This window comes from Mycobacterium sp. (assembly GCF_036273375.1).
Classification (GTDB): domain Bacteria; phylum Actinomycetota; class Actinomycetes; order Mycobacteriales; family Mycobacteriaceae; genus Mycobacterium.
The window spans coordinates 27,823-51,493 of record NZ_DASUHS010000194.1 but is presented as its reverse complement, the minus strand read 5'-3'; the positions used below and the strand labels follow the sequence as shown (position 1 = coordinate 51,493).

Genomic DNA, 23,671 nt, shown 5'->3' with positions numbered 1-23,671 from the left:
CGGAAACGGTCAGGCGCGAGAGTCCAGCGCCCGGTGGGCATGCGGCCAGAACGGCATGCCAGCTGCCACCGTCGCCCCTGTGGCGATCAGGCCGACCGCGACGTCGACGCTCTTGCGACCCTCCGATGCCCAGTAGACGTCCTTGAGGTCCAACAACAGCGCGAGCTCGTCGACGATCATGGCGTTCGCGGCGCCGTACGCCACCGCGGCCGCGGGATGCCGCCGTTGCTTGTCGCTTCCGCGCAGCCCCACACCGGCCACCGTCGCCAGCATGCCGATGCCGATGTTGTAGTGGTGGAAGTGATTGCCGCCCACAGACATACCGCCACCGGAAGGCCCATGGCCGGCGCGAATCCAGTGGGTGAGGCCGCGCAGGCCGGCGAAGGTGAGGGTGAACGACGCCCAGGCCAGCACCGTGGTTTGCTCCCCGGGTTGCAGCCGCTGGTCCCATTGATGACGCAGCCGCGCCCATCGCGTCGTCGGCGGCGCGCCCCCGGACGGGACGGCCGCGTCGCCGGGCCCGGTGTCCATTATTTGACCGCGCGCCAGCGCAGCCGGCCTCCGCGAACTTCGACCTCGACGCGATCAAACCCCGCCGCGCGCAATCGATCCGGCAAGGTATCCGGTGACACCGTGGTGCAGGTGTCACGGAAATGCAGGATCCGGAACGGCAGCGAGGTCACGCTGTCGCTGCCGGCGAACACCCCACCGGGGCGAAGAACCCGGAACGCCTCGGCGAACAACCGGTCCTGCAGCTCGGCGGTCGGAACATGATGCAGCATGGTGAACGACACCACCGAGCTGAAATCGCCGGACGGCAACCCGGTGGCGGTGGCGTCGCCGTTGATGATGCGCGCCCGGTCGCCGTAGAGCCGCTGTAGGCGCTCGGCCATCGGCGAGTCGATCTCCACCGAGGTGAGCCGCGGCGTCTTGTCGACCAGCACCCGCAGGATCGCGCCGTAACCGGGCCCGATCTCGAGCGTGTTGTCGCCCAGGTCCACATCGGCGAGCACCCACGGCAGCAGGTCCTCCTCGACCGCCCTGGCCCAGCGCTTCGAGCTGCAGATCCGGCGGTGCGCCAGGTTCATGGCCATGGCGAAAACGTTAGTCCAACTGGCCCTTCGTGTGGGCCCTAGCATCGAGCCTGTGGAGTCGCGGTGGGTGCTGCACCTGGACATGGATGCGTTTTTCGCCTCCGTCGAGCAACTCACCCGCCCGACGCTGCGCGGGCGTCCGGTGCTCGTCGGCGGTGTGGGCGGGCGCGGCGTGGTGGCCGGGGCCAGCTACGAGGCGCGCGTGTTCGGGGCTCGCTCTGCCATGCCCATGCATCAGGCCCGCCGGCTGGTCGGTGTGAGTGCAGTGGTGCTGCCGCCGCGCGGCGTGGTGTACGGGCTGGCCAGCCGGCGCGTCTTCGACACCATTCGCGCCGTGGTGCCCGTCGTCGAGCAGTTGTCCTTCGACGAGGGTTTCGGCGAACCCGCCCAACTCGCCGGGGCGCCCGCCGAGGACGTGGAGGCGTTCTGCGAGGACCTGCGGCGACGGGTCCGCGACCACACCGGCCTGATCGCCTCGGTGGGCGCCGGCTCGGGCAAGCAGATTGCCAAGATCGCCTCCGGACTGGCCAAGCCCGACGGGATTCGGGTGGTGCGCCGCGACGAAGAACGACTGCTGCTCGGCGGGCTGCCGGTGCGCCGGCTGTGGGGGATCGGCCCGGTCGCCGAGGAGAGGCTGCATCGTCTCGGCATCGAGACCGTCGGCGAGCTGGCCGCGCTGACCGAGGCCGAGGCGGCCAACATTCTGGGCGCCACGATCGGGCCGGCGCTGCACCGGCTGGCTCGCGGTATCGACGACCGTCCGGTCGCCGAGCGCGCCGAGGCCAAGCAGATCAGCTCCGAATCGACCTTCGCCGTCGACCTGACCAGCCTGGAGCAGTTGCGTGAAGCCATCGAGCCGATCGCCGAGCACGCCCATCACCGCCTGCTGCGCGACGGCCGCGGCGCGCGCACCGTCACCGTCAAGTTGAAGAAATCGGACATGAGCACGCTGACCCGGTCCGCGACGCTGCCCTATGCCACCACCGAGGTCACCGCGCTGATGGGCATGGCCAGGCGGCTGCTGCTCGATCCGCGCGAAATCGGGCCCATTCGCCTTCTCGGCGTGGGCTTTTCGGGGCTGAGCGACGTGCGCCAGGAATCCCTGTTTCCGGACCTGGAACTGCCGGAGCCGCAACCGGGTTCGCCGTCGGTTGAAACCGCGACCGAGGCCATGTATGGGCCCAGCGCCCCGGCGGGAGAGGCCGCCGGTTGGCGGATCGGTGACGACGTGGCCCACTGCGAGCTCGGGCACGGCTGGGTGCAGGGCGCGGGCCACGGCGTGGTCACCGCGCGATTCGAAACGCGCAGCTCCGGCCCCGGCCCGGCCCGGACGTTTCCCGCCGACGGCGGCGACCTGGTGCGCGCCAACCCGGTGGATTCACTGGATTGGCCCGATTACGCCGGCGGGCTGCAGGCCGATGCGCTGTCAGCCCCACCGGGCGACGACGTCGGCGACCGGTAGCTCCGCGGCCAGCGCGGCGATCAGCAGGACGCGCGCCTGAGACGGTCGCAGCCGCGGCACCATCACCGCCCCGGCGGCCGCCATGTCGTGCCCGGGGCCATAACTGGCGCCTACCCGCCCGCCGGGGACGCGGGTGGAAACCGCGACGACGACCCCGTCGCCGCAGTGCCGGCGCACCGCGTCGACCACCGCGGGCCCGGCGTTTCCCGAACCCAACGCCTCGAGCACCACGGCCCGCGCCCCGGCGGCCACGCACGCATCGAGGGCCACCGCGTCACTGCCCAGGTACGCCGCGACGATGTCGACGCGCGGCGCGGCGGCGGCCCGCAGATCGCCGACGTACGGGCGTGTCTTCGGGCCGTTCAGCGCCACACCACCGGTCACGGTGCCGAGCAGCTGACCGGTGAAGCCGCTCAGGTCCTCGGTGGCCACCTTGCTCATGCCCAGCGGTTGCAGCACCCGGCCGGCGAAACACATCACCACGCCCAGATCACGGGCGGCCGGGCTGGCCGCCACCGCCAGGGCGTCGCGCACATTGGCCGGCCCGTCGGCGTCGGGGGCGTCCGAGCTGCGCATGGCGCCGGTCAACACGACCGGGGCGTGACCCGCATAGGTGAGATCGAGCCACAGCGCGCTTTCCTCCATGGTGTCGGTGCCATGAAGCACCACCACACCGTCGGCGCCACCGTCGACTGCGGCCGTCGCCGCGTCGCGCATCCGGTCCCAATCGGCCAGCGTCAGCTCCGAGCTGTCGACCGCCAGCAGGTCAATGACGTCCACGTCGTGCTGTTCAAGGAAGGGCGCCGTCAGATCCGCCCCGCTGTACGAGGGTCGGTGCACCCCGTCAGCGCCGGTGCCGGTCGATATCGTGCCTCCGGTGGCGATCACGGTGAGGCGGGCCATGCTGGCATCATTGCGCATCGCCGCTGCGCGAACATGGCTAGCCTGCGTGGGCGGTAGGGGATGATGGGGAAGTGCCTGAAGAACCAACGAAGTCGACTGAGCCGGTGACCTCAGCCGAAGGGGCTGGTGAGGTCGCCCCGGTCGGGCGGGACGCGGAGCCGGAAACCGACGCGGCACCCGTTCCTGCGCCAAGGCGGCTGCGGCTGCTGCTGTCGATCGCGGCGATAGTCCTGGCCCTCGACGTCGTCACCAAGGTTATTGCCGTCAAACTGCTGCCGCCCGGTCAGCCGGTGCCGATCATCGGCGACACCGTGACCTGGACCCTGGTGCGCAATTCGGGTGCGGCCTTCTCGATGGCGACCGGCTACACCTGGGTGCTGACCCTGATCGCAACCGGAGTGGTCGTCGGCATCTTCTGGATGGGGCGGCGGCTGGTGTCGCCCTGGTGGGCGGTGGGCCTGGGCATGATCCTCGGCGGTGCCATGGGCAACCTCGTCGATCGCTTCTTCCGCGCCCCCGGACCGCTTCGCGGGCACGTGGTGGATTTCCTGTCGGTCGGCTGGTGGCCGGTGTTCAACGTCGCCGATCCCTCGGTGGTCGGCGGCGCCATCCTGCTCGTGGTGCTGTCGATCTTCGGGTTCGACTTCGACTCCGTGGGTCGGCGCAACGGCGACGGCGGAGACCACGCGGGTGAGTGACCGCTCGATGCCCGTCCCGGAGGGACTGGCGGGCATGCGCGTGGATGCCGGGCTGGCACGACTGCTGGGGTTGTCGCGGAGCGCGGCGGCCGCCTTGGCCGAGGACGGCGGCGTCGAACTCGACGGCGTGCAGGCCGGCAAGTCCGACCGGCTGAGCGGCGGCGCCTGGCTGCAGGTGCGCCTGCCCGAGGCGCCCGCGCCGCTGCAGAATACGCCCGTCGACATCGAGGGCATGACGATCCTGTACTCCGACGACGACATCGTCGCGGTCGACAAGCCGGCAGCGGTTGCCGCGCACGCGTCGGTGGGCTGGACCGGACCCACGGTGCTCGGCGGCCTGGCCGCCGCCGGCTACCGGATCACCACCTCGGGGGTGCCCGAGCGGCAGGGGATTGTGCATCGCCTCGACGTCGGCACGTCCGGGGTGATGGTGGTGGCGCTGTCCGAACGGGCTTACACCCTACTCAAGCGGGCGTTCAAGCAGCGCACCGTCGACAAGCGCTATCACGCTCTGGTGCAAGGACATCCGGATCCCTCCAGCGGGACCATCGACGCGCCGATCGGACGGCACCGCGGCGGCGAGTGGAAGTTCGCGGTCACCAAGGACGGCCGCCACAGCCTCACCCACTACGACGCCGTGGAGGCGTTCGTCGCCGCCAGTCTGCTCGACGTGCACCTGGAAACCGGCCGCACGCACCAAATTCGGGTGCATTTCTCCGCGCTGCATCACCCGTGCTGCGGTGACCTCGTCTACGGCGCCGACCCCAAACTCGCGAAAAAGCTTGGGCTGGAACGCCAATGGCTGCATGCCCGCTCGCTGTCGTTCACCCATCCGGCCGACGGCAGGCGGATCGAGATCGTCAGCCCCTACCCACCCGACCTGCAGCACGCGCTGGACGTGTTGCGCGACGAGGGCTGACTCACCCGGGCTTGCGGGCCTCGACGAGCAGCCGCACGGAGTGGGCGACGAACGGTCCGTCGGATTCGATGCGCTCGTGCAGTTCGGTCAGCCGGTCGCGGTAGCGCTGAACGGTGAAGCCGGGGACCGTCCAGATCACCTTGCGCAGGAAGTACACGACGGCGCCGACGTCGAAGAACTCGGCCCGCATCCGTTCCATCCGCACATCCACGATCTGCAGCCCGGCCGCCTCGGCCTGCGCGCGCACGGCGTCCGGATGAAACTCGGCCCACTTCTGCGGCTGCGGCCCGATGAAGTACTCGACCAACTCGCCCATGGTGGCCGGGCCGATGTGCTGCGCGAAGTACGTGCCGCCCGGCCGGAGCACCCGAAGGATCTCGGTCCACCAGACGGAGATCGGATGACGCGTGGTCACCAGGTCGAAGGCGGCATCGGCGAACGGCAGCGGCGGCTCGTCCCGAGTCGCGACGACCACCACGCCGAGCGGATGCAGGCGCTGGGTGGCCAGCGCGGCGTTCGGCGGCCACGTCTCGACGGCCGCCATGGCGGGTGGGAACGGTGCCGCGCCGGACAACACCTCCCCGCCGCCGGTGTGAATGTCCAGCGCGGCCGACACCGTCGCCAACCGGCCCCTGAGCAGGCGCTGATAACCCCATGACGGGCGTTCCTCGGTGGCCCGGCCGTCCAGCCACGAAAATTCCCAGCCATCGACCGGGGCGGCGTCCGCCTCGGCGATCAGATCGTCAAATGTGCGGCGCATGTCAGGCATGCTAGGCACTGTCGCATGCGCGCAAGCCGAGATTGCCGCCATGGCCGTCGGTGGCGCCCCGACCACAGCCCGCCCGGCAATCCGGGCGGACCCGTCAGACCCGGACCTTGCCGGCGTCGGCCGTCGCGATCTCGGGGGCCAACGGTGCGATCGCGCCGAGTATCTCGGTCACCGTCTCTGACGGCACCCCGGCGGCTGACAGCGCGTCGGCCAAATGCCCGACCACCAAACTGAAGTGGTGCATGGTGATCCCGCGGCCTTGGTGCACCTGCTTCATCGGGGCACCGGCGTAGGGCTCCGGGCCACCCAGGGCGGCGGCGAAGAACTCGACCTGTTTGCCCTTGAGGCGGTTCATCTTCGTGCCGGTGAAGAAGCCGGACAGCCGATCGTCGGCAAGCACCCGAACGTAGAAGTCTTCGACCACGACTCCGATCGCCTCGTGCCCACCGATCCGGTCATAGATGGATGCCGGAGCCGACTTTCCGAAGCGCGCCAGAATTCTCATGAGCACGATTGGAACATCTCGGCGTTGCTGGTCGGTAAGTGCGCGATCACGCCCGGATTGCTTTGTGTAACAAGCGGATTGCCCACAGCTGGCGGTTGTGCCCGGCGAGCCGTGAGAGTGGGCGTCGTGAAACATGACCGCAATCTGCGTCGGGGTGGGCCACTGATGTCCTAGGTTGGCTTAATGATGCACGTCACATCACTCGCACAGCCCCGTGAGGCGGTCGTGGTCTATGGCCAGGCCGGTTGCGGTCGGGGGGCCCACATCATCAGGAGCGAAAGCCGATGAATCTCGGTGACTTAACGAACTTGGTGGAGAACTCGATCGGGAACCTGGTGGAGAAGCCACTGGCCGCGGTGTCTCACATCGTCAACACCCCGAACTCGGCCGGGCGGTATCGGCCGTTCTATCTGAGGAATCTGCTCGACGCCGTCCAGGGTCGCACCCTCGCGGAGTCCGTGGCGGACAAGACCGCCCTGATCACCGGCGGCTCCTCGGGCATCGGTGAGGCCGCCGCTAAGAAGATCGCGGAAGCGGGCGGCGCGGTGGCGCTGGTGGCGCGCACGCGGGAGAACCTCGAGAAGGTCGCCGAAGAGATCCGCGACAACGGTGGGACCGCCCACGTCTACCCGTGCGACCTGACCGACATGGACGCCATCGCCGCCATGGCCGACCAGGTGCTCGACGATCTCGGCGGCGTCGACATCCTGATCAACAATGCGGGGCGCTCGATTCGGCGCTCACTCGAGCTGTCCTACGACCGAATCCACGACTATCAGCGGACCATGCAGTTGAACTACCTGGGCGCGGTACAGCTGATCCTCAAGTTCATCCCTGGAATGCGCGAGCGGGGATACGGGCACGTCCTCAACGTCTCGTCGGTCGGCGTGCAGACCCGCGCGCCGCGGTTCGGGGCCTACATCGCCAGCAAGGCTGCACTGGACAGTTTGTGCGACGCGCTGCAAGCCGAAACCGTGAACGACGACGTGCGGTTCACCACGGTGCACATGGCGTTGGTGCGCACGCCGATGATCAGTCCGACCACGCTCTACGACAAGTTCCCGGCGCTGACGCCCGAGCAGGCGGCCGGCGTGATCACCGACGCGATCGTGCACCGGCCCCGCCGGGCCAGCTCACCGTTCGGACAATTCGCCGCCGTCGCCGACGCGGTCAACCCGGCGGTGATGGACCGGGTGCGCAACCGTGCGTTCGTCATGTTCAGCGACTCCAGTGCCGCAAAGGGAGATGAATCATCGACCGATGCAACAGAATTCAATAGGCGCAGCGAAAACTTCGTGCGGGCGACCCGCGGGATACATTGGTGACATCATGAGCCTTCCAAAACCCGACATTCAGACCACCGTTGTCATCACCGGGGCCTCGTCCGGCATCGGCGCCGAACTGGCTCGCGGGCTGGCCCGCCGCGGCTTTCCCCTGTTGTTGGTCGCGCGTCGCCGCGAGCGCCTCGACGAGTTGGCCAACAAGGTGGGCCAGGAGTACTCGGTCGCCGTCGAGGTGCTGCCGCTGGACCTCAGCGACGGCAAGGCCCGCGCCAAACTGGCGGAGCGGCTGCGCAGTGAGCCGATCGCGGGCCTGTGCAACAGCGCCGGTTTCGGGACCAGCGGGGTGTTTCACGAGCTGCCGGTGGAGCGCGAGAGCGAAGAGATCACCCTCAACGCGCTCGCGTTGATGGAACTCACCCACGCGACGTTGCCCGGCATGGTCGAGCGCGGTGCGGGCGCGGTGATGAACATCGCGTCGATCGCGGGCTTTCAGCCGGTTCCCTTCATGGCGGTGTATTCGGCCACCAAGGCTTTCGTGCAGACGTTCTCCGAAGCGGTGCACGAGGAGCTGCACGGGACGGGGGTGTCGGTCACCTGCCTGTGCCCGGGACCCGTGCCGACGGAGTGGGCCGAGATCGCCAACGCCGAGCGGTTCAGCATTCCCATGGCGCAGGTGTCGCCGCGCGACGTGGCCGAGGCGGCGATCGGCGGCATGCTGTCCGGCCGGCGCACGGTGGTGCCCGGCGTGGTGCCCAAGGTGGTCAGCACCGGCGGCCGGTTCGCGCCGCGCAGCCTGCTGTTGCCCGGTATCCGGATCGGCAACCGGTTCCGCGGCGGCCCCAAGAAGTGACGACCGGCCGCTCACGGCCGCCGGATCACAGCCGTCTCGACGCCGGACAGGTGGCGAAATGCCCGTCTCTGAGCGACTGGTGGGCCCGCGCCGTCTTCCGCTGTCGCGCAGTCCGTCTCCCGTCCGCGCGCCGTCTCGCGTTGTCGCGTTAAGGCGGGCAACTGACCGTGTGCCTCCCCGAGAGACCGCAGTGGCGGATGTGACGAGGCGCTAGGCTCAGGCGGTGGCTGCTGTGGACCTGACCGCCGATGTCCCGATGACCCCGCAGGACATGTGGGACCACGTTTCCGATCTGTCGGATTTGGGCGACTGGCTGATCATGCACGAAGGATGGCGCAGCGAACTGCCCGACGAGATCGCCGAGGGCACCCAGATCGTCGGCGTGGCGCGGGCCAAGGGCCTTCGCAACCGGGTGACCTGGACGGTGACCACGTGGGATCCGCCGCACGAGGTCGCGATGTCGGGATCCGGCAAAGGCGGGGCGAAATACGCCGTCACGCTCACCGTGCGGCCCACCGGCGAGGGATCGACGCTGGGTCTGCGCCTCGAACTGGGCGGGCGGGCGCTGTTCGGTCCGGTGGGCTCGGCGGCCGCCCGCGCCGTCAAAGGCGACGTTCAGAAGTCGCTGAAGAACTTCGTCGAGTTGTACGGGTAAAAAGGCTTCGTGGCGATCGCAAGCGCGGCGAAGCCGGTCGCGGCGGGTCGCCACCGAATCATCTAAGACACACGCGGCGACACGCCGAACTCGTGTCGGTCCGCGGTCATAGACTGGCGTCCCTATGACCGGTTCGATTCCTCCTCACGCGAGCGCTCGTCGCGAGTCGTCGTTCGTGCACCTGCATAACCACACCGAATATTCGATGTTGGACGGTGCCGCGAAGATCGCACCGATGCTGGCCGAGGTGGACCGGCTGCAAATGCCCGCGGTCGGGATGACCGACCACGGAAACATGTTCGGCGCCAGCGAGTTCTACAACGCGGCGATTAAGGCCGGGATCAAGCCGATCATCGGCGTCGAGGCCTACATCGCGCCGGCGTCGCGCTTCGACACCCGGCGGATCCTGTGGGGCGACCCCGGCCAGAAGTCCGATGACGTGTCGGGCAGTGGTTCCTACACGCACATGACGATGGTGGCCGAGAACGCCACCGGCCTGCGCAACCTGTTCAAGCTGTCGTCGCTGGCGTCGTTCGAGGGCCAACTCGGCAAGTGGTCGCGGATGGACGCCGAGATCATCGCCGAACACGCCGAGGGCATCATCGCCACCACCGGCTGCCCGTCGGGCGAGGTGCAGACCCGCCTGCGGCTGGGGCATGAGCGCGAGGCGCTGGAGTCGGCCGCCAAGTGGCGCGAGATCTTCGGCGCCGACAACTACTTCTTGGAACTGATGGACCACGGGCTGTCCATCGAGCAACGGGTCCGCGAAGGACTGCTGGAGATCGGCCGCAAGCTGGGCATCCCACCGCTGGCCACCAACGATTGCCACTACGTCACCCGCGACGCCGCCCACAACCACGAGGCGCTGCTGTGCGTGCAGACCGGCAAGACGCTCTCGGACCCCAACCGGTTCAAGTTCGACGGCGACGGCTACTACCTGAAGTCGGCCGCCGACATGCGACAGATCTGGGACGACGAGGTTCCCGGCGCCTGCGACTCGACCCTGCTGATCGCCGAGCGCGTGCAGCCGTACGACGAGGTGTGGGCGCCGCGCGACCGGATGCCGATCTTCCCGGTGCCGGACGGACACGACCAGGCCAGCTGGCTGCACCACGAAGTGTTGGCGGGGCTGCAGCACCGCTTCGGATCCGGTGTCGGCCAGGACTACATCGACCGGGCCGAGTACGAGATCAAGGTCATCTGCGACAAGGGCTTTCCGTCGTACTTCCTGATCGTCGCCGACCTGATCAATTACGCGCGATCGGTCGACATCCGGGTGGGGCCGGGGCGTGGTTCGGCCGCGGGCTCGCTGGTGGCCTACGCGCTGGGCATCACCAACATCGACCCGATTCCGCACGGTCTGCTGTTCGAGCGCTTCCTCAACCCGGAGCGTCCGTCGGCGCCCGACATCGATATCGACTTCGACGACCGTCGTCGCGGCGAGATGGTGCGCTACGCCGCCGAGAAGTGGGGCTCCGACCGCGTCGCCCAGGTGATCACCTTCGGCACCATCAAAACCAAAGCGGCGCTCAAGGATTCGGCGCGCATCCACTACGGCCAGCCCGGGTTCGCGATCGCCGACCGGATCACCAAGGCGCTGCCCCCGCCGATCATGGCCAAAGACATTCCGCTGTCGGGCATCACCGACCCGGGCCATGAGCGGTTCAAGGAGGCCACCGAGGTCCGCGGTCTGATCGAAACCGACCCGGACGTGCGCACCATCTACCAGACCGCGCGCGGGCTGGAAGGCCTGATCCGCAACGCCGGTGTGCACGCCTGCGCGGTGATCATGAGCAGCGAGCCGCTGACCGAGGCCATCCCGCTGTGGAAGCGGCCCCAGGACGGGGCCGTCATCACCGGCTGGGATTACCCCTCGTGTGAGGCCATCGGCCTGCTGAAGATGGACTTCCTGGGCCTGCGAAACCTGACGATCATCGGCGACGCGCTGGAAAACATCAAGAGCAACAGGGGAATCGACCTCGACCTGGAATCGGTGCCGCTGGACGACAAGCCCACCTACGAACTGCTCGGCCGCGGCGATACCCTGGGCGTGTTCCAGCTCGACGGCGGGCCGATGCGAGATCTGTTGCGCCGCATGCAGCCCACCGAGTTCAACGACATCGTCGCGGTGCTGGCGCTGTACCGGCCCGGGCCGATGGGCATGAACGCCCACAACGACTACGCCGACCGCAAGAACGCTCGTCAGGCGGTCAAGCCGATTCATCCGGAGCTCGAGGAGCCGCTGCGCGAGATCCTGGCCGAGACGCACGGCCTGATCGTCTACCAAGAGCAGATCATGTTCATCGCCCAGAAGGTCGCCTCCTACACGATGGGTAAGGCCGACGCGCTGCGTAAGGCGATGGGTAAGAAGAAGCTCGAGGTGCTCGAGGCCGAGTACAAGGGCTTCTACGAGGGCATGACCGCCAACGGCTTTTCGGAAAAAGCGGTGAAAGCGTTGTGGGACACCATTCTTCCGTTCGCCGGTTATGCGTTCAACAAGTCACACGCGGCGGGTTACGGTCTGGTCTCCTATTGGACCGCCTACCTCAAGGCCAACTATCCGGCCGAGTACATGGCCGGCCTGCTGACGTCGGTGGGCGACGACAAGGACAAGGCCGCGGTCTACCTGGCCGACTGCCGCAAGCTCGGCATCACGGTGCTGCCGCCCGACGTCAACGAGTCGCTGGTTAACTTCGCCTCGGTGGGGCGCGACATCCGGTTCGGGCTGGGCGCGGTGCGCAACGTCGGCGCCAACGTGGTCGGCTCGCTTATCGGCACCCGCAACGGCAAAGGCAAATTCACCGACTTCTCGGACTACCTGAACAAGATCGACGTCGCGGCCTGCAACAAGAAGGTCACCGAGTCATTGATCAAGGCGGGCGCCTTCGACTCGCTGGGCCATGCCCGCAAGGGCCTGTTCCTGGTGCACACCGACGCCGTCGACTCGGTGCTGGGCACCAAGAAGGCCGAGGCGATGGGGCAGTTCGACCTATTCGGCGGCGATGATGGCTGCACCGAATCGGTGTTCAACATCAAGGTGCCCGACGACGAGTGGGAGGACAAGCACAAGCTCGCCCTGGAGCGAGAAATGCTGGGCCTGTACGTGTCCGGGCATCCGCTCAACCAAGTGGCGCACCTGCTGACCGGGCAGGTCGACACCCAGATCCCGGCCATCCTCGACGGCGATGTCCCCAACGACGCGCAGGTGCGGGTGGGCGGCATCCTCGCGTCGGTCAACCGGCGGGTCAACAAGAACGGAATGCCCTGGGCATCAGCCCAATTGGAGGACCTCACCGGTGGCATCGAGGTGATGTTCTTCCCGCAGGCGTACTCCGTGTATGGGGCTGACATCGCCGACGACGTCGTGGTGCTGATCAGGGCGAAGGTGTCGTTGCGCGACGACCGCGTCGCGCTGATCGCCAATGAGCTGGTGGTGCCGGACTTTTCCAATGCGCAGCCGAACCGACCGCTGGCGGTCAGCCTGCCGACGCGGCAGTGCACCATCGACAAGGTCACCGCGCTCAAGCAGGTGCTGGCCCGCCATCCCGGCACGTCGCAGGTGCATCTGCGGTTGATCAGCGGGGACCGGATCACCACGCTGGAACTGGATGCCTCCCTTCGGGTTACGCCATCACCGGCGCTGATGGGAGATCTCAAGGCGCTGCTCGGCCCCGGCTGCCTGGGCGGCTAGAACCGGCTAGGCGGTCGCCCATCTCGGCGAGCGTGAAGCTGGTTTCACACTCGCGCCCGAACGCGAAGCTAGTTTCACGTTCGGGCGCGGGCGGCTAGGCGGCGGGTAACTGCAACGCCGCCTGGTGGTCGTGGGTCGGGATGATCGTGACCGCGTGCCGTGCCAGGTGCAGGCGCTGCAGGGTCTTGAAGGTCTCCTCGCGATCCTCATCCACCAAATTGCCCGGGTAGCTTGACTTCTGCCGAATCTTGTCGATCTGCAAATGGTGCCAGGCGGCGTCGCCGGCGATCAGGATCCATCCGCGTGCGGTGTGGGCGAGCACCCCGACGCTGCCCGGGGTGTGGCCGGCCAGATCCACCAGGATTACCGAGTTGTCGCCGAAGAGATCGTGGCTTGCGGTGAAGGTCAGCACCGCCGGCCCGTCCAGGTTGTAGTCGACAACAGCGCGGCCGCGTAGCGAGTCGCGCACGCCGCCGACGGGAACGACAGAACCGGAGCCGATCCAGTCGTGTTCGCGGCGGTGCAGATGCACGGGAAGGTCAGGCAGGTCCAGCAGACCCGACACGTGGTCCCAGTGCGCGTGTGTGGGCAACGCGAAGTCCAGGCGTGGCGCGTCGGGCAACCGGTTCAGTGCTGTGCGGGTGGGGATGGTGCTGACCGGCGGGCGGACCGCGACCCGCAACACGGCGGGCAGTTGCGCGATCGCGCGTTGCTCGACGTCGACACACACCGCGGGGTCGACGATGAACGTCGCCTCCGGGTGGGTGACGAGGAACGACGTCAGCGAGTTCTCGACGCGGGCCGGGGAGAAGGTGCCCTCGACGATGGCAGCGGTCGGCACCGGGCGTGGCACTTGGGGCAGCGCGGTCACCGCCACTGTGCGGCCAGGGGTCGGCAGGCCCGCGTCGACGACGCTGCGGATGAACCGCTCGTCGGGCCGCCTCGGGCGCACCATGCCGAGCGCCAATCCCGCTACGGCGCCGCAGCATTGGCGGATGCTGGGGGAGCGGACGGGGTCGGACACCGTTGCGCGCCTCATGGCAGCTCCACCCGCACGATGACGCTTCCCGGCCACACCCCACGGTCGCGGGCGCGCCGTAACTTCTCGCCCGCGCACAGATCTCGGTGCACGTTGGTCACGCCGGGAACCTTGATCAGGGGGACAATGTTCCATTGCCAGCCGTAGCGCCGGTGCAGCACGCGGTTGGCGCGGGCGGCCTCGGCGCCGGACAGCACCGTGGCGCGGCCGGCCACCGTCGTCGTGCCGTGACGCAGCTGGCCCCGGTAGTCGCATGGCGCGAGTTCGACGTCACGGCGCACGGCCAGCCGCCTGGTCTTCGGGCCCACCTTGGTCCGGAACAGCAAGCCGTTGCCGTCGAACGCGAACCAGATCGGGGTGTCGACGGGCGTGCCGTCATGGCGAAACGATCGCAGCCGGGCGTAGCGAGAACCGCGGAGTTCCGCGTATTGGGGGATGGTCATAACCACAGTGAAGGACTTAGAGTTGGCTCGAAGTCAAGCATCGAGTTCTCGGGAGCGTGCGATGGCGTCAGGCCTGACGATCGGGGAGGTGGCGCGCCAGGCCGGGGTGGCCGCGACGGCGCTGCGCTACTACGAGCAGATCGGCCTGGTGCCGGAGCCGGTGCGGCTGGGCGGTCAGCGCCGCTATGACGACTCGATTCTGGGCCGCCTCGAGGTGATCGCGCTGTGCAAGGCCGCCGGGTTCTCGCTGGAAGAGATCCAGCTGTTGTTCGCCGACGACGCGCCCGGACGGCCGGTCAGCCGCGCGCTGGCCGAGGCGAAACTGGCCGAGATCGACGCGCACATGGAGTCGCTGGCCCGCGCCCGGGCCGTCATCGAGTGGGGGATGCGCTGCACGTGTCCCTCAATTGATGCCTGCACCTGTGGCATTCACCCACCCCACGCCGGCAAGGAGCCCTCATGACCCAGCAGCACCCCGTCGCCGTGCGGAACTTCTCCCACGTCTGCATCGGCGTCGCCGACATCGAGGCGTCGCTGGCGTTCTACACCGCGGTGCTGGGCATGGACGTGGTGTTCGACGTCGAACTCGAGGGCGCAGGACTGGAGTCGGTCACCGGCGGTGCCGCCCGGCGGGGCCGCATGATCGGCGGGCTGATCGGGACGGCGATGGTGGAGCTGTTGTCGTTGGGCGCGGTGCCCTAGTGCCCGAGCGGCCCGCACCTCGGCTACACCATCATGTCGTTTCGCGTCGACGATCTCGACGCCGCCCACGAGACGGTGGCGCGCGACCATCCCGGCGTACGGGCCGACCCGCCCGTCGACATCGGCGGAGTGCGGATGTTCTTCATCTACGACCCCGATGGCACGCCGATCGAGCTGGTGGAGCTGCCCGGCGGCGTGGCGAGCACGGTGCACCTCTGGCGTCCCGAGTCGTGAACCGGCGAACTGGCGCGATATGTTCCCTGCCCCTGTGCTCGGACGTAGGCTCACGAAGGCAGTGCTGATGCGGCGCCGAGGAGGACGGAAATGACGACAGCGCAGGATCCGGCCACCTTTTGCGAGGCGTTCCAGCGCACCGCGTCGATCGACCCGGAGGCCGTGGCGCTGCGGACGCCCGGCGGCGCGCAGGCGTTGACGTGGCGAGAGCTTGCGGCGCAGGTGCGCAAGGTCGCCGCCGGCCTGGCGGGCCTGGGGGTCCGGCGGGGCGACACGGTGTCGCTGATGATGGCCAACCGGATCGAGTTTTACCCCTTCGAGATCGGCGCCCAACACCTTGGGGCCACATCGTTTTCGGTGTACAACACGTTGCCTGCCGAGCAGCTGACCTACCTGTTCGACAACGCTGGCACTACGGTCGCGATCTGCGAGGAGCAGTACGTGGACCGCATTCGCGCCAGCGGTGCACCCATCGAGCACATCGTCTGCATCGACGGTTCGCCGCCCGGCACCTTCTCCGTGGACGACCTGTATGCCGCCGCGCAAAAGGATTTCGACTTCGAGGCCACGTGGCGAGCGGTGCGACCCGAGGACGTCATCACCCTCATCTACACCTCCGGGACCACCGGAAATCCCAAGGGAGTGGAGATGACCCACGCCAGTCTGCTGTTCGAGGCGTACGGACTCGACGCCGTGCTGGGCAGCCGGTTCGGCGATCGGACCACGTCGTACTTGCCGTCGGCGCACATTGCCGACCGGATGATGGCCCTGTATTCCCTCGAGGTGTTCGGCACCCAGGTGACCCCCGTGGCCGACGCGCGCGCCGTTGCGGCGGCGCTGCCCGACGTGCGGCCCACAGTTTGGGCGGCGGTGCCGCGAGTGTGGGAGAAGCTGAAAGCCGCAATCGAATTCGTCGTCGCCAACGAAACCGACGAAGCGAGGCGCCAAGCCTTGCAGTGGGGCTTGTCGGTGGCCGCCAAGCGCGCCGACGCTCTGGTGGCGGGTGCCGAGATTTCGGACGAGCTGGCCGCCGAGTGGGCCAAGGCCGACGAGCTGGTGCTGTCGAAGCTGCGCGAGCGGCTCGGGTTCGGTGAACTGCGCTGGGCGGTCTCGGGTGCCGCGCCGATCCCCAAGGAGACGCTGGCGTTCTTCGCGGGGATCGGGATTCCGATCAGCGAGGTTTGGGGCATGTCGGAGCTGAGTTGCGCTGCCAGCGTGTCACATCCGCACGACTCGCGACTGGGCACCGTCGGCAAGCTGCTTCCCGGCCTGCAGGGCAAAGTCGCCGAGGACGGCGAATATCTGGTCCGCGGTCCGCTGGTGATGAAGGGCTACCGCAAGGAACCGGCCAAGACCGCCGAGGCGATTGACGCCGACGGCTGGCTGCACACCGGCGACATCATCGAGGTCGACGCCGAGGGTTACCTGCGGATCGTCGACCGCAAGAAGGAGCTGATCATCAATGCGGCCGGAAAGAACATGTCCCCGGCCAACATTGAGAACGCCATCCTGGCCGCGTGTCCCATGGTCGGGGTGGTGATCACGATCGGCGAGGGGCGACCGTACAACACCGCGCTGATGGTCTTCGACGCCGACTCGGTCGGCCCGTATGCGGCCCAGCGCGGATTGACCGACGCCTCGCCCGCCGCCCTGGCGGCCGACCCAGAGGTGGTCGCGCAGATCGCCGCGGGGGTGGCCGCGGGAAACGACAAACTCTCCCGGGTGGAACAGATCAAGCGGTTCCGCATCCTGCCCACCTTGTGGGAGCCCGGCGGTGACGAGATCACACTGACGATGAAGCTCAAACGCAAGCCGATCATGACGAAATACGCCGACGAGATCGAGCAGCTCTACACACCCGAACCGCATCCGGAGGTGCACGAGCCCGCCGAAGCCGCCACGGTGCAGCCGGCATGAGCTGGGGACCGGCGGCGACCGCCCGGGAAATCGGCCGGTTGGGAGTGCGAAAGTTGTTGCAGCGCACAGGCATCGTTGAGGAATCGACATCACCGCTGCCGACGGATCCGGCCGAGGTCGTCGAATTACTGGGCGCCCCATGGTATGACGACCGGCTGAGCGCGCTGGCCCACGAGCTGGGGCGCGAGCCGGACAGCGTGCGCGCCGAGGCCGCCTGCTACCTGCGCGAAATGGCGCCCTCGCTCGACGAGCGGGCGGTAAGAGCCTGGCGCAGCTTCAGTTGCTGGCTGATGCGGGCCTACGACGTGCTGACCGACGAGGATCAGATCGCCCAGCTACGCAAGCTGGACCGCAAAGCCACACTAGCGTTTGCCTTTTCGCATCGCTCTTATCTGGACGGGCTGCTGCTGCCCGAGGTAATCCAGGCCAACCGGCTCTCGCCCGCGCTGACCTTCGGCGGGGCCAACCTGAACTTCTTCCCGATGGGTTCCTGGGCAAAGCGCACCGGAACGATCTTCATCCGTCGCCAGACGAAAGACATTCCCGTCTATCGATTCGTGTTGCGCGCGTACGCCGCGCAGCTGGTGCAATCCCACGCCAATCTGACCTGGTCGATCGAAGGCGGCCGGACCAGGACGGGCAAGCTGCGGCCGCCGGTGTTCGGGATTCTGCGGTACATCAGCGACGCCGTCGACGAAATCGACGGCCCCGAGGTGTATTTGGTGCCGACCTCGATCGTGTACGACCAGCTGCACGAGGTGGAAGCCATGACCACCGAGGCCTACGGTGCGGCGAAGCGGCCCGAAGACTTTCGCTTCCTAGTCCGGTTGGCGCGACAGCAAGGTGAGCGGCTCGGCCGCGCCTACCTCGATTTCGGTGAACCGCTGCCGTTGCGCAAGCGCCTCGAGGAGCTGCGCGCCGAGGAGTCCGGCACGGGCACCGAGATCGAACGCATCGCTCTGGACGTCGAGCACCGGATCAACCGCGCCACGCCCGTCACCCCGACCGCGGTGGTGAGCCTCGCCCTGCTGGGCGCCGACCGCTCATTGTCCATCAGCGAGGTGCTGGCCACCGTGCGGCCGCTGGCGAGCTACATCGCGGCGCGCAACTGGAAGGTCGCCGGCGCCGCCGACCTGACGAATCGCTCGACCATCCGGTGGACCCTGCACCAGTTGGTCGCCTCCGGCGTCGTCAGCGTGTACGACGCCGGCACCGAACCGGTCTGGGGCATCGGGGCGGAGCAGCACCTGGTCGCCGCGTTCTACCGCAACGCCGCCATTCACATCGTCGTCGACCGCGCGATCGCCGAGACGGCATTGCTGGCCGCCATAGAGGCCGCCGAGGGTTCGGTGGACGGGCTGGTGCAACCGACGGCTGTGCGCGATGAGGCGCTGAGCCTGCGCGAGTTGCTGAAATTCGAGTTCCTGTTCTCGGCGCGCGCGCAGTTCGAGAAGGAACTTGCCGACGAGGTGCGCCTGATCGGGCGGGTGGATGACACCAGCAAGGCGGCCAGGGCGCCCGACGTGCGCGGCCTACTGGAAAAGGCCGACGTCCTGCTGGCGCACCTCGTGCTGCGCCCGTTCCTCGACGCTTACCACATCGTCGCCGACCGGCTCGCCGCCTACGAGGACGAATCGTTTGACGAGAACGCGTTTCTCGCCGAGTGCCTCGAGGTGGGCAAGCAGTGGGAGCTGCAACGCAGGATCGCCAGCGCCGAGTCGAGGTCGATGGAGTTGTTCAAGACGGCGCTGCGATTGGCGCGGCATCGCGAGCTGGTGGACGGCGTCGACGACCCGGCTATCGCGCGCCGGCGTCGCGAGTTCGCCGACGAGATCGCGGCGGCTGTCCAGCGGGTCAACACCATCGCGGAGCTGGCCGGGACGCGATAAGACTCGGTTCGCCGAGTGCACGTATAGACTTGTCGCACAACATGATTTGCTGCGGAAAGGTGGTCTTGCGGCGAAAAATGTTGTGCTCAAGGCAATTTGATTACGGCCACATACATTTCGAGGGTGGGCCGGTAAAGATCGATGTCGTCGAGCTGGCTGCCCAGCATGACCGAGTCAGTGGTCGCGACGAGTATGTGGGCGAATGTCAACGGAGGGATCAGCAGCGCTCCGCCCAGGCGGTTTATACCCTCGACGACGAACTTGGCCAGTGCCTCGACGACTTCTGATCGCTTCGCGGCCACCCGTTGCCGCGCGTCGGGGTTGCGAAGTAGATACAGGGTGAATTCATGTCCCAACGCGGCGTGCTCGGCGCCGCGGTCGTGGCTTAGTTTTCGCCAACGCTCGGCGATCTGGTCGAGTTCGCGCGCCCCGATCTGGGTGGCGGTCGACATCACCTCGGAGAAGTTGTCGAAATACCGACGCCAGTACCGATCGCTCACCGCCAGAAACAGGTCTTCCTTCGTGGCGAAGTGCTTGTAGATGGCGCCTTTCGTGTAGCCCGCGGCGTGTGCGATGTCGTCGAGAGACGCTGCCATGAAGCCTTTTTCGGCAAACACCTCTTCCGCGGCATCCAGCAGCAGCGAACGAGTGTGCTCAAGGCGCCGCTCTCGCGTCCAGCGCTCAACCATGTGGTGATTCTGCCATAGAATCTGAGAATACCCTTGGTTATTGAGATACCGGTTGGTATGTTGACCGGAGGCCAGGGCTGTCAGAGCTTCGCGATGGACATCTCACATGCAGGTTGGCATGCCTGGCACGGGCGCGCCATGTTCGGCTCGCGTGGCGGGCGCAGTCGCTGTATCACGACGATTCAGGAGGGCAGTGTCATGACAGAACTGTCGAGCAGCAAGAGCGCGCCGTTCGTTACCGAGTCGCTCGGCGATGCGGGTTCACTCGGGACCAAGGCTCCTCCCAAGGCCAAGCCCGTGCGGATCTGGGCCATCGCCGGGGGCGCCATTCTCGCTTTCCAGCTGTACGTGTGGATCCGCTGGATCGCCGGGCCCAATTTCGAGCGGGTTCCTCCGGGACCGAGCGAGCCACCGACGTTCATGAAGGCGATCCTCTTCACCTGGACCGCCGTGATCGTTGTCGGGCTGCCGGTTGCCTTCTGGTGGTTCATCATTCGGCCATGGCGTCGGGAGCGGCGAATCACCCTGGACGGCATGCTCCTGATCTCCTGCGGCCTGCTGTTCTTTCAGGATCCGCTGTTGAACTACTTCAACACCTGGAGCACCTACAACACCTGGATGTGGAACCGGGGCTCGTGGGTCCAGGACATACCGGGTTGGGTGTCGTTCGGGAAACCGGGCGCCATGATGGCCGAGCCGTTCCTGATGAACGCTCCCGGCTACTTCTTCGTCCTGCTATGCACGATGCTCGGTTGCTGGGTGATGCGCAAAGCCAAGCAGCGGTGGCCCAACATCAACACCTTCGGCTTGATCGGCGTGGTGATCGCCTGGACGTTCGTCTTCGATTTCGTCATCGAGGGCCTGTTCCTCATGCCGATGGGGCTTTTCACCTACCCTGGCGCGATTCGGGCTCTGTCGGTCAACGCCGGCACGTACTACCAGTGGCCGCTCTATGAAGGGCTCATGTGGGGCGGCGTACAGGCCGGCCTCTGCTGCATGCGCTACTTCACCGACGACCGTGGCCGGACCTTCGTCGAGCGCGGACTCGACCGCGTTCAAGGCGGTTTCGTCAGGCAGCAGGTCACCCGGTTCCTGGCGATCTTCGCCGCGTGCAGCGCCTTCTTCTTCGTCTTTTACAACCTTCCCGCGCAGTGGTTCGCCATGCACCAAGATCCCTGGCCCGAGGACATCGTGAAGCGCTCGTACTTCCTGATGGGCATCTGCGGTGCAGACACCGATCGGCCGTGCCCCGATCCTTCGCTGCCGGTGCCCCTTTCGAATTCCGGCTACATCAACCACGAGGGTCAGCTTGTCCTACCCGGGGGCGTAAAGCTGCCGAAAAACGTTCCGCTTGATCGGGGGAGGTAATTGTTGAACAGCCAGCCCGCGGCCGTTCGCTTCGTGTCGGAAGCGCCCTTCTACAGGGCCGTTGGTGACGAGGTGGAGGTCTTCCGCGCGTCGGCCCGTCGAGGCCTGCCGGTCCTGTTGAAAGGCCCCACGGGATGCGGGAAAACACGATTTGTGGAGGCGATGGCCCACCAGCTCGGCCGCGACCTGATCACCGTAGCGGGCCACGAGGACATGACATCGGCCGATCTGGTGGGTCGTTTCCTGCTCAAGGGCGGTGAAACGGTCTGGGTGGACGGGCCGTTGACCCGCGCGGTGCGTGAGGGCGCCATCTTCTACCTGGACGAGGTGGTGGAGGCGCGGCAGGACACCACCGTGGTCATCCATCCGCTCGCCGATCACCGTCGGGAGCTTCCGGTCGATCGGCTCGGCACCACCTTGCGAGCGGCGCCCGGATTCCAGTTGGTGATCTCCTACAACCCCGGCTACCAGAGCGTCCTGAAGAACCTCAAGGAGTCGACCCGTCAGCGCTTCGTCGCCATCGAGCTCGGGTACCCGTCGCCCGAAGTCGAGACCGAGGTGGTTGCCTACGAAGCCGGGATCGACACCGAGACCGCACGTTCGTTGGTCAGGCTCGCGTACGCCATCCGCAACCTCGACGGCTCACCGTTGCGCGAAGTGTCCTCCACTCGCATGTTGATTCTCGCCGGCGGCCTCGCCGCTGAAGGGCTGAACCTGCGCAGTGCAGTCCACGCCGCCGTCGTCCAGGTGCTCTCCGACGACGACGATGTCATCCGGGCCCTCGACGAACTCGTCAATACCGTCCTGCCCCAGAAGTGACTGACGCCTCCAATCCCAATAACCCTGAGCGGTTCCGGTTCCTTGCGACCTACATCGCCGGCAGCCCCGTCGACGTCACCGAGGCGCCGGCCGGCCGGCCCGCGCACACCAACGGCCAGTTCATCTTTGTCTCGCCCGGCGGCTCCGTGGAGGAGCAGCGCCGCGAGATGGTGGTCCAGGCCGCGCTTCTCGGTGCGGGCAGCCTTGATCCGCGATTGGTGAAGGGGTTGCGCGCACGTTCCACCTTGGCGCGCCGCTACCTGGCACTCGAAGGTCGGCGGGTTCTCGCCGAACTCGCCCGACACATTCCACTCGATGCCGTGCTGCTACCTGACGGGCGACCCAGCACCGCGACCGCCGATGAGTCACTCGAGGTGGCCAAGAGCCGAACCAAGGTTGCCGACCCGCCGGGGTGGTTCGGTGTCATCAGACCCTCCCGGTTGATGGCGGCGCCTGCCGGAGCGGGCGGGCAGGCCACCAACACAGACCTCCAATTGCAGTTCGACCCCATCGATATCCCCGAATCGGAGGATGACGACGAAGACGATGACGGCGGGAAGTCCGGGGAGAGCAAGATCCTCAAACTGTTTGAAAGTCCGCTCTTCAACAACCAGTCGATGTCGGACTACTTCCGCAAGATGTTCGGGGGTTCGCGTTCCCCCGGAGAGGGCGCCGCGGGCGCCGAGATGACGGTTCGCTCGACCCGGCGGGTACAAGAGATCGGTCCGAGTGCCCGTCCCCTGCCCACCCGGGTCCAGTTCACCGCTGACGGCAAGCCCGGCGCTGCGATGGGCGTGGGTGGCGCCCTGTATCCGGAGTGGGACGTCTTCAACGACCGGTACAAGCCCGACTGGTGCCGGGTCATCGACTTTCCGCTGACCGTCGCCGCCGACGTCTCCGATGCCGGTGTGGCGCATGACGACGTGCTGCGGCGCCGCCTGGCTCGCGTCGGGCTCGGCCCCAAGGTCCTGCGCGGCCGTGCCGACGGGGACGACCTCGACGTCGAGGCACTCATCGACCTGTTCGTCGATCTGCAATCCGGTGTTTCCCCACCCGAACACGTCTACCTGGAGCGCCGCAAACTTGCGCGCAATCTCGGCGTGCTCATTCTGATCGACGCCTCCGGGTCCGCCGTCGATGCCGACGCGGACGGCCTCGCGGTGCACGACCACCAGCGGCGGGCGGCCGCCACGCTGGCCGTCACACTCGAAGAGCTTGGCGACCGGGTCGCGGTCTACGCCTTTCGATCGCAGGGCCGCCACGCCGTCCATCTGCCGGTCATCAAGACGTTCGACCAAAGTTTCGGCGCAGTCGGGCGCGCGCGGCTCAACCAGCTCGAACCGTCGGGCTACACCCGCCTCGGTGCCGGCATCCGAGGTGCGGGCGCGATACTCAAAACCGAGGCGGGCACGCCTAATCGACTGCTGGTCGTCCTATCGGATGGGTTTCCCTACGACGACGGCTACGAAGGCCGTTACGCCGAAGCCGACTCCTACAAGGCTCTCGAAGAACTCCGCGCGGAAGGCGTTGCCTGCCTTTGCCTTTCCATCGGCGCCAGCACTGCTACCGATGCGCTCGAACGCGTCTTTGGTGCCGCCGGTTACGCCAGCGCCGCCACGCTGGCCGAATTGAGCCCACGGATGGATGAGTTGTTCCTGTCTTCCCTGCGGGAACTCGCCGCGCCCAGACCTTCGCGAGGCACCGCATGAAGGTGGCGTTGACGGGTGTGCCGGGCAACATCG

Annotated in this window: 21 protein-coding genes and 1 pseudogene; 14 read left to right on the top strand and 8 right to left on the bottom strand. The window is 67.3% G+C overall.

Going from position 1 to position 23,671, the window contains the following annotated elements:
• Positions 1 to 9: 9 nt before the first annotated feature.
• Positions 10 to 531 (bottom strand): hypothetical protein, encoded by a 522-nt coding sequence (locus tag VFW69_RS18075; protein WP_526503089.1) that lies wholly within the window; start codon positions 529 to 531, stop codon positions 10 to 12.
• Positions 531 to 1,094: a class I SAM-dependent methyltransferase gene (locus tag VFW69_RS18070; RefSeq protein ID WP_526503088.1), complete on the bottom strand. Its 564-nt coding sequence runs from the start codon at positions 1,092 to 1,094 to the stop codon at positions 531 to 533. Before VFW69_RS18070 ends, VFW69_RS18075 begins: the two co-directional genes overlap by 1 nt.
• A gap of 52 nt (positions 1,095 to 1,146) precedes the next feature.
• Between VFW69_RS18070 and VFW69_RS18065 the strand changes: the two genes are divergently transcribed.
• Positions 1,147 to 2,556 (top strand): DNA polymerase IV, encoded by a 1,410-nt coding sequence (locus VFW69_RS18065; protein WP_526503087.1) that lies wholly within the window; start codon positions 1,147 to 1,149, stop codon positions 2,554 to 2,556.
• Here the strand turns inward: VFW69_RS18065 and VFW69_RS18060 are convergent.
• Positions 2,521 to 3,477 (bottom strand): asparaginase, encoded by a 957-nt coding sequence (locus VFW69_RS18060; protein WP_526503085.1) that lies wholly within the window; start codon positions 3,475 to 3,477, stop codon positions 2,521 to 2,523. The genes VFW69_RS18065 and VFW69_RS18060 overlap by 36 nt on opposite strands.
• Positions 3,478 to 3,530: 53 nt before the next feature.
• Here VFW69_RS18060 and lspA point away from each other — a divergent pair, with 53 nt between their 5' ends.
• Positions 3,531 to 4,157 (top strand): signal peptidase II, encoded by a 627-nt coding sequence (gene lspA / locus VFW69_RS18055; RefSeq protein ID WP_526503083.1) that lies wholly within the window; start codon positions 3,531 to 3,533, stop codon positions 4,155 to 4,157.
• Positions 4,150 to 5,076 carry an RluA family pseudouridine synthase gene (locus VFW69_RS18050; protein WP_526503081.1) on the top strand — a complete coding sequence of 309 codons (927 nt, stop codon included), beginning with the start codon at positions 4,150 to 4,152 and terminating at the stop codon, positions 5,074 to 5,076. The genes lspA and VFW69_RS18050 overlap by 8 nt, the downstream gene beginning before the upstream one ends.
• 1 nt (position 5,077) lies before the next feature.
• Here VFW69_RS18050 and VFW69_RS18045 read toward each other — a convergent pair whose 3' ends face one another.
• The gene (locus VFW69_RS18045; RefSeq protein WP_526503079.1) at positions 5,078 to 5,836 is read right to left on the bottom strand and encodes a methyltransferase domain-containing protein; all 759 of its coding nucleotides are present in this window, start codon (positions 5,834 to 5,836) and stop codon (positions 5,078 to 5,080) included.
• Positions 5,837 to 5,939: 103 nt separating this feature from the next.
• On the bottom strand, positions 5,940 to 6,350 hold the full coding sequence (locus VFW69_RS18040; protein ID WP_526503077.1) for a group I truncated hemoglobin: 411 nt from the start codon (positions 6,348 to 6,350) through the stop codon (positions 5,940 to 5,942).
• A gap of 284 nt (positions 6,351 to 6,634) precedes the next feature.
• Here VFW69_RS18040 and VFW69_RS18035 point away from each other — a divergent pair, with 284 nt between their 5' ends.
• The 4 genes from VFW69_RS18035 (at position 6,635) to dnaE (ending at position 12,829) form a co-directional block, all read left to right on the top strand.
• Positions 6,635 to 7,675, top strand: a complete 1,041-nt coding sequence (locus tag VFW69_RS18035; RefSeq protein WP_526503075.1) for an SDR family NAD(P)-dependent oxidoreductase — start codon at positions 6,635 to 6,637, stop codon at positions 7,673 to 7,675.
• Positions 7,676 to 7,679: 4 nt separating this feature from the next.
• Positions 7,680 to 8,483 carry an SDR family NAD(P)-dependent oxidoreductase gene (locus tag VFW69_RS18030; RefSeq protein ID WP_526503073.1) on the top strand — a complete coding sequence of 268 codons (804 nt, stop codon included), beginning with the start codon at positions 7,680 to 7,682 and terminating at the stop codon, positions 8,481 to 8,483.
• 223 nt (positions 8,484 to 8,706) lie between these two features.
• On the top strand, positions 8,707 to 9,138 hold the full coding sequence (locus VFW69_RS18025; protein ID WP_526503071.1) for a type II toxin-antitoxin system Rv0910 family toxin: 432 nt from the start codon (positions 8,707 to 8,709) through the stop codon (positions 9,136 to 9,138).
• 124 nt (positions 9,139 to 9,262) lie between these two features.
• Complete coding sequence (dnaE, locus tag VFW69_RS18020; RefSeq protein WP_526503069.1) at positions 9,263 to 12,829, top strand: DNA polymerase III subunit alpha; 3,567 nt, start codon at positions 9,263 to 9,265, stop codon at positions 12,827 to 12,829.
• Between the two features lie 94 nt (positions 12,830 to 12,923).
• On the opposite strand, the gene VFW69_RS18015 is transcribed toward dnaE, so the two are convergent.
• A complete protein-coding gene (locus VFW69_RS18015) occupies positions 12,924 to 13,868 on the bottom strand; it encodes an MBL fold metallo-hydrolase (protein WP_526503067.1) in 945 nt (314 codons plus the stop codon).
• Positions 13,865 to 14,311, bottom strand: coding sequence for a PPOX class F420-dependent oxidoreductase (locus tag VFW69_RS18010; RefSeq protein ID WP_526503065.1), 447 nt, complete (start codon positions 14,309 to 14,311; stop codon positions 13,865 to 13,867). Before VFW69_RS18010 ends, VFW69_RS18015 begins: the two co-directional genes overlap by 4 nt.
• 61 nt (positions 14,312 to 14,372) lie before the next feature.
• Between VFW69_RS18010 and VFW69_RS18005 the strand changes: the two genes are divergently transcribed.
• From VFW69_RS18005 to VFW69_RS17990, 4 genes and pseudogenes are all read left to right on the top strand, one after another.
• Positions 14,373 to 14,774, top strand: a complete 402-nt coding sequence (locus VFW69_RS18005; RefSeq protein ID WP_526503063.1) for a helix-turn-helix domain-containing protein — start codon at positions 14,373 to 14,375, stop codon at positions 14,772 to 14,774.
• Positions 14,771 to 15,247: pseudogene (locus VFW69_RS18000) on the top strand (VOC family protein). The gene VFW69_RS18005 and the pseudogene VFW69_RS18000 overlap by 4 nt, the downstream one beginning before the upstream one ends.
• Positions 15,248 to 15,337: 90 nt before the next feature.
• The gene (gene fadD11, locus VFW69_RS17995; protein WP_526503061.1) at positions 15,338 to 17,164 is read left to right on the top strand and encodes a fatty acid--CoA ligase FadD11; all 1,827 of its coding nucleotides are present in this window, start codon (positions 15,338 to 15,340) and stop codon (positions 17,162 to 17,164) included.
• Positions 17,161 to 19,053 (top strand): lysophospholipid acyltransferase, encoded by a 1,893-nt coding sequence (locus VFW69_RS17990; protein ID WP_526503059.1) that lies wholly within the window; start codon positions 17,161 to 17,163, stop codon positions 19,051 to 19,053. Before fadD11 ends, VFW69_RS17990 begins: the two co-directional genes overlap by 4 nt.
• An 86-nt stretch (positions 19,054 to 19,139) precedes the next feature.
• On the opposite strand, the gene VFW69_RS17985 is transcribed toward VFW69_RS17990, so the two are convergent.
• A complete protein-coding gene (locus VFW69_RS17985) occupies positions 19,140 to 19,742 on the bottom strand; it encodes a TetR/AcrR family transcriptional regulator (RefSeq protein ID WP_526503057.1) in 603 nt (200 codons plus the stop codon).
• A gap of 198 nt (positions 19,743 to 19,940) precedes the next feature.
• On the opposite strand from VFW69_RS17985, the gene VFW69_RS17980 reads away from it, so the two are divergent.
• The 3 genes from VFW69_RS17980 to VFW69_RS17970 are packed head-to-tail and all read left to right on the top strand — an operon-like array spanning position 19,941 to position 23,638.
• Complete coding sequence (locus tag VFW69_RS17980) at positions 19,941 to 21,110, top strand: spirocyclase AveC family protein (RefSeq protein WP_526503055.1); 1,170 nt, start codon at positions 19,941 to 19,943, stop codon at positions 21,108 to 21,110.
• The gene (locus tag VFW69_RS17975; protein WP_526503053.1) at positions 21,111 to 21,929 is read left to right on the top strand and encodes an AAA family ATPase; all 819 of its coding nucleotides are present in this window, start codon (positions 21,111 to 21,113) and stop codon (positions 21,927 to 21,929) included.
• A complete protein-coding gene (locus VFW69_RS17970) occupies positions 21,926 to 23,638 on the top strand; it encodes a nitric oxide reductase activation protein NorD (protein ID WP_526503052.1) in 1,713 nt (570 codons plus the stop codon). The genes VFW69_RS17975 and VFW69_RS17970 overlap by 4 nt, the downstream gene beginning before the upstream one ends.
• Positions 23,639 to 23,671: the final 33 nt, after the last annotated feature.

Bases quoted from the DNA above. Each gene is read 5' to 3' on its own strand.
- VFW69_RS17985 (WP_526503057.1), bottom strand. From the start codon at position 19,742: ATGGTTGAGCGCTGGACGCGAGAGCGGCGCCTTGAGCACACTCGTTCG.
- VFW69_RS18005 (WP_526503063.1), top strand. From the start codon at position 14,373: ATGGCGTCAGGCCTGACGATCGGGGAGGTGGCGCGCCAGGCCGGGGTG.
- VFW69_RS18040 (WP_526503077.1), bottom strand. From the start codon at position 6,350: ATGAGAATTCTGGCGCGCTTCGGAAAGTCGGCTCCGGCATCCATCTAT.
- fadD11 (WP_526503061.1), top strand. From the start codon at position 15,338: ATGACGACAGCGCAGGATCCGGCCACCTTTTGCGAGGCGTTCCAGCGC.
- VFW69_RS17990 (WP_526503059.1), top strand. From the start codon at position 17,161: ATGAGCTGGGGACCGGCGGCGACCGCCCGGGAAATCGGCCGGTTGGGA.
- VFW69_RS17980 (WP_526503055.1), top strand. From the start codon at position 19,941: ATGACAGAACTGTCGAGCAGCAAGAGCGCGCCGTTCGTTACCGAGTCG.
- dnaE (WP_526503069.1), top strand. From the start codon at position 9,263: ATGACCGGTTCGATTCCTCCTCACGCGAGCGCTCGTCGCGAGTCGTCG.
- VFW69_RS18070 (WP_526503088.1), bottom strand. From the start codon at position 1,094: ATGGCCATGAACCTGGCGCACCGCCGGATCTGCAGCTCGAAGCGCTGG.
- VFW69_RS18035 (WP_526503075.1), top strand. From the start codon at position 6,635: ATGAATCTCGGTGACTTAACGAACTTGGTGGAGAACTCGATCGGGAAC.
- VFW69_RS18010 (WP_526503065.1), bottom strand. From the start codon at position 14,311: ATGACCATCCCCCAATACGCGGAACTCCGCGGTTCTCGCTACGCCCGG.
- VFW69_RS18015 (WP_526503067.1), bottom strand. From the start codon at position 13,868: ATGAGGCGCGCAACGGTGTCCGACCCCGTCCGCTCCCCCAGCATCCGC.
- VFW69_RS18060 (WP_526503085.1), bottom strand. From the start codon at position 3,477: ATGCGCAATGATGCCAGCATGGCCCGCCTCACCGTGATCGCCACCGGA.
- VFW69_RS18045 (WP_526503079.1), bottom strand. From the start codon at position 5,836: ATGCGCCGCACATTTGACGATCTGATCGCCGAGGCGGACGCCGCCCCG.
- VFW69_RS18030 (WP_526503073.1), top strand. From the start codon at position 7,680: ATGAGCCTTCCAAAACCCGACATTCAGACCACCGTTGTCATCACCGGG.
- VFW69_RS18075 (WP_526503089.1), bottom strand. From the start codon at position 531: ATGGACACCGGGCCCGGCGACGCGGCCGTCCCGTCCGGGGGCGCGCCG.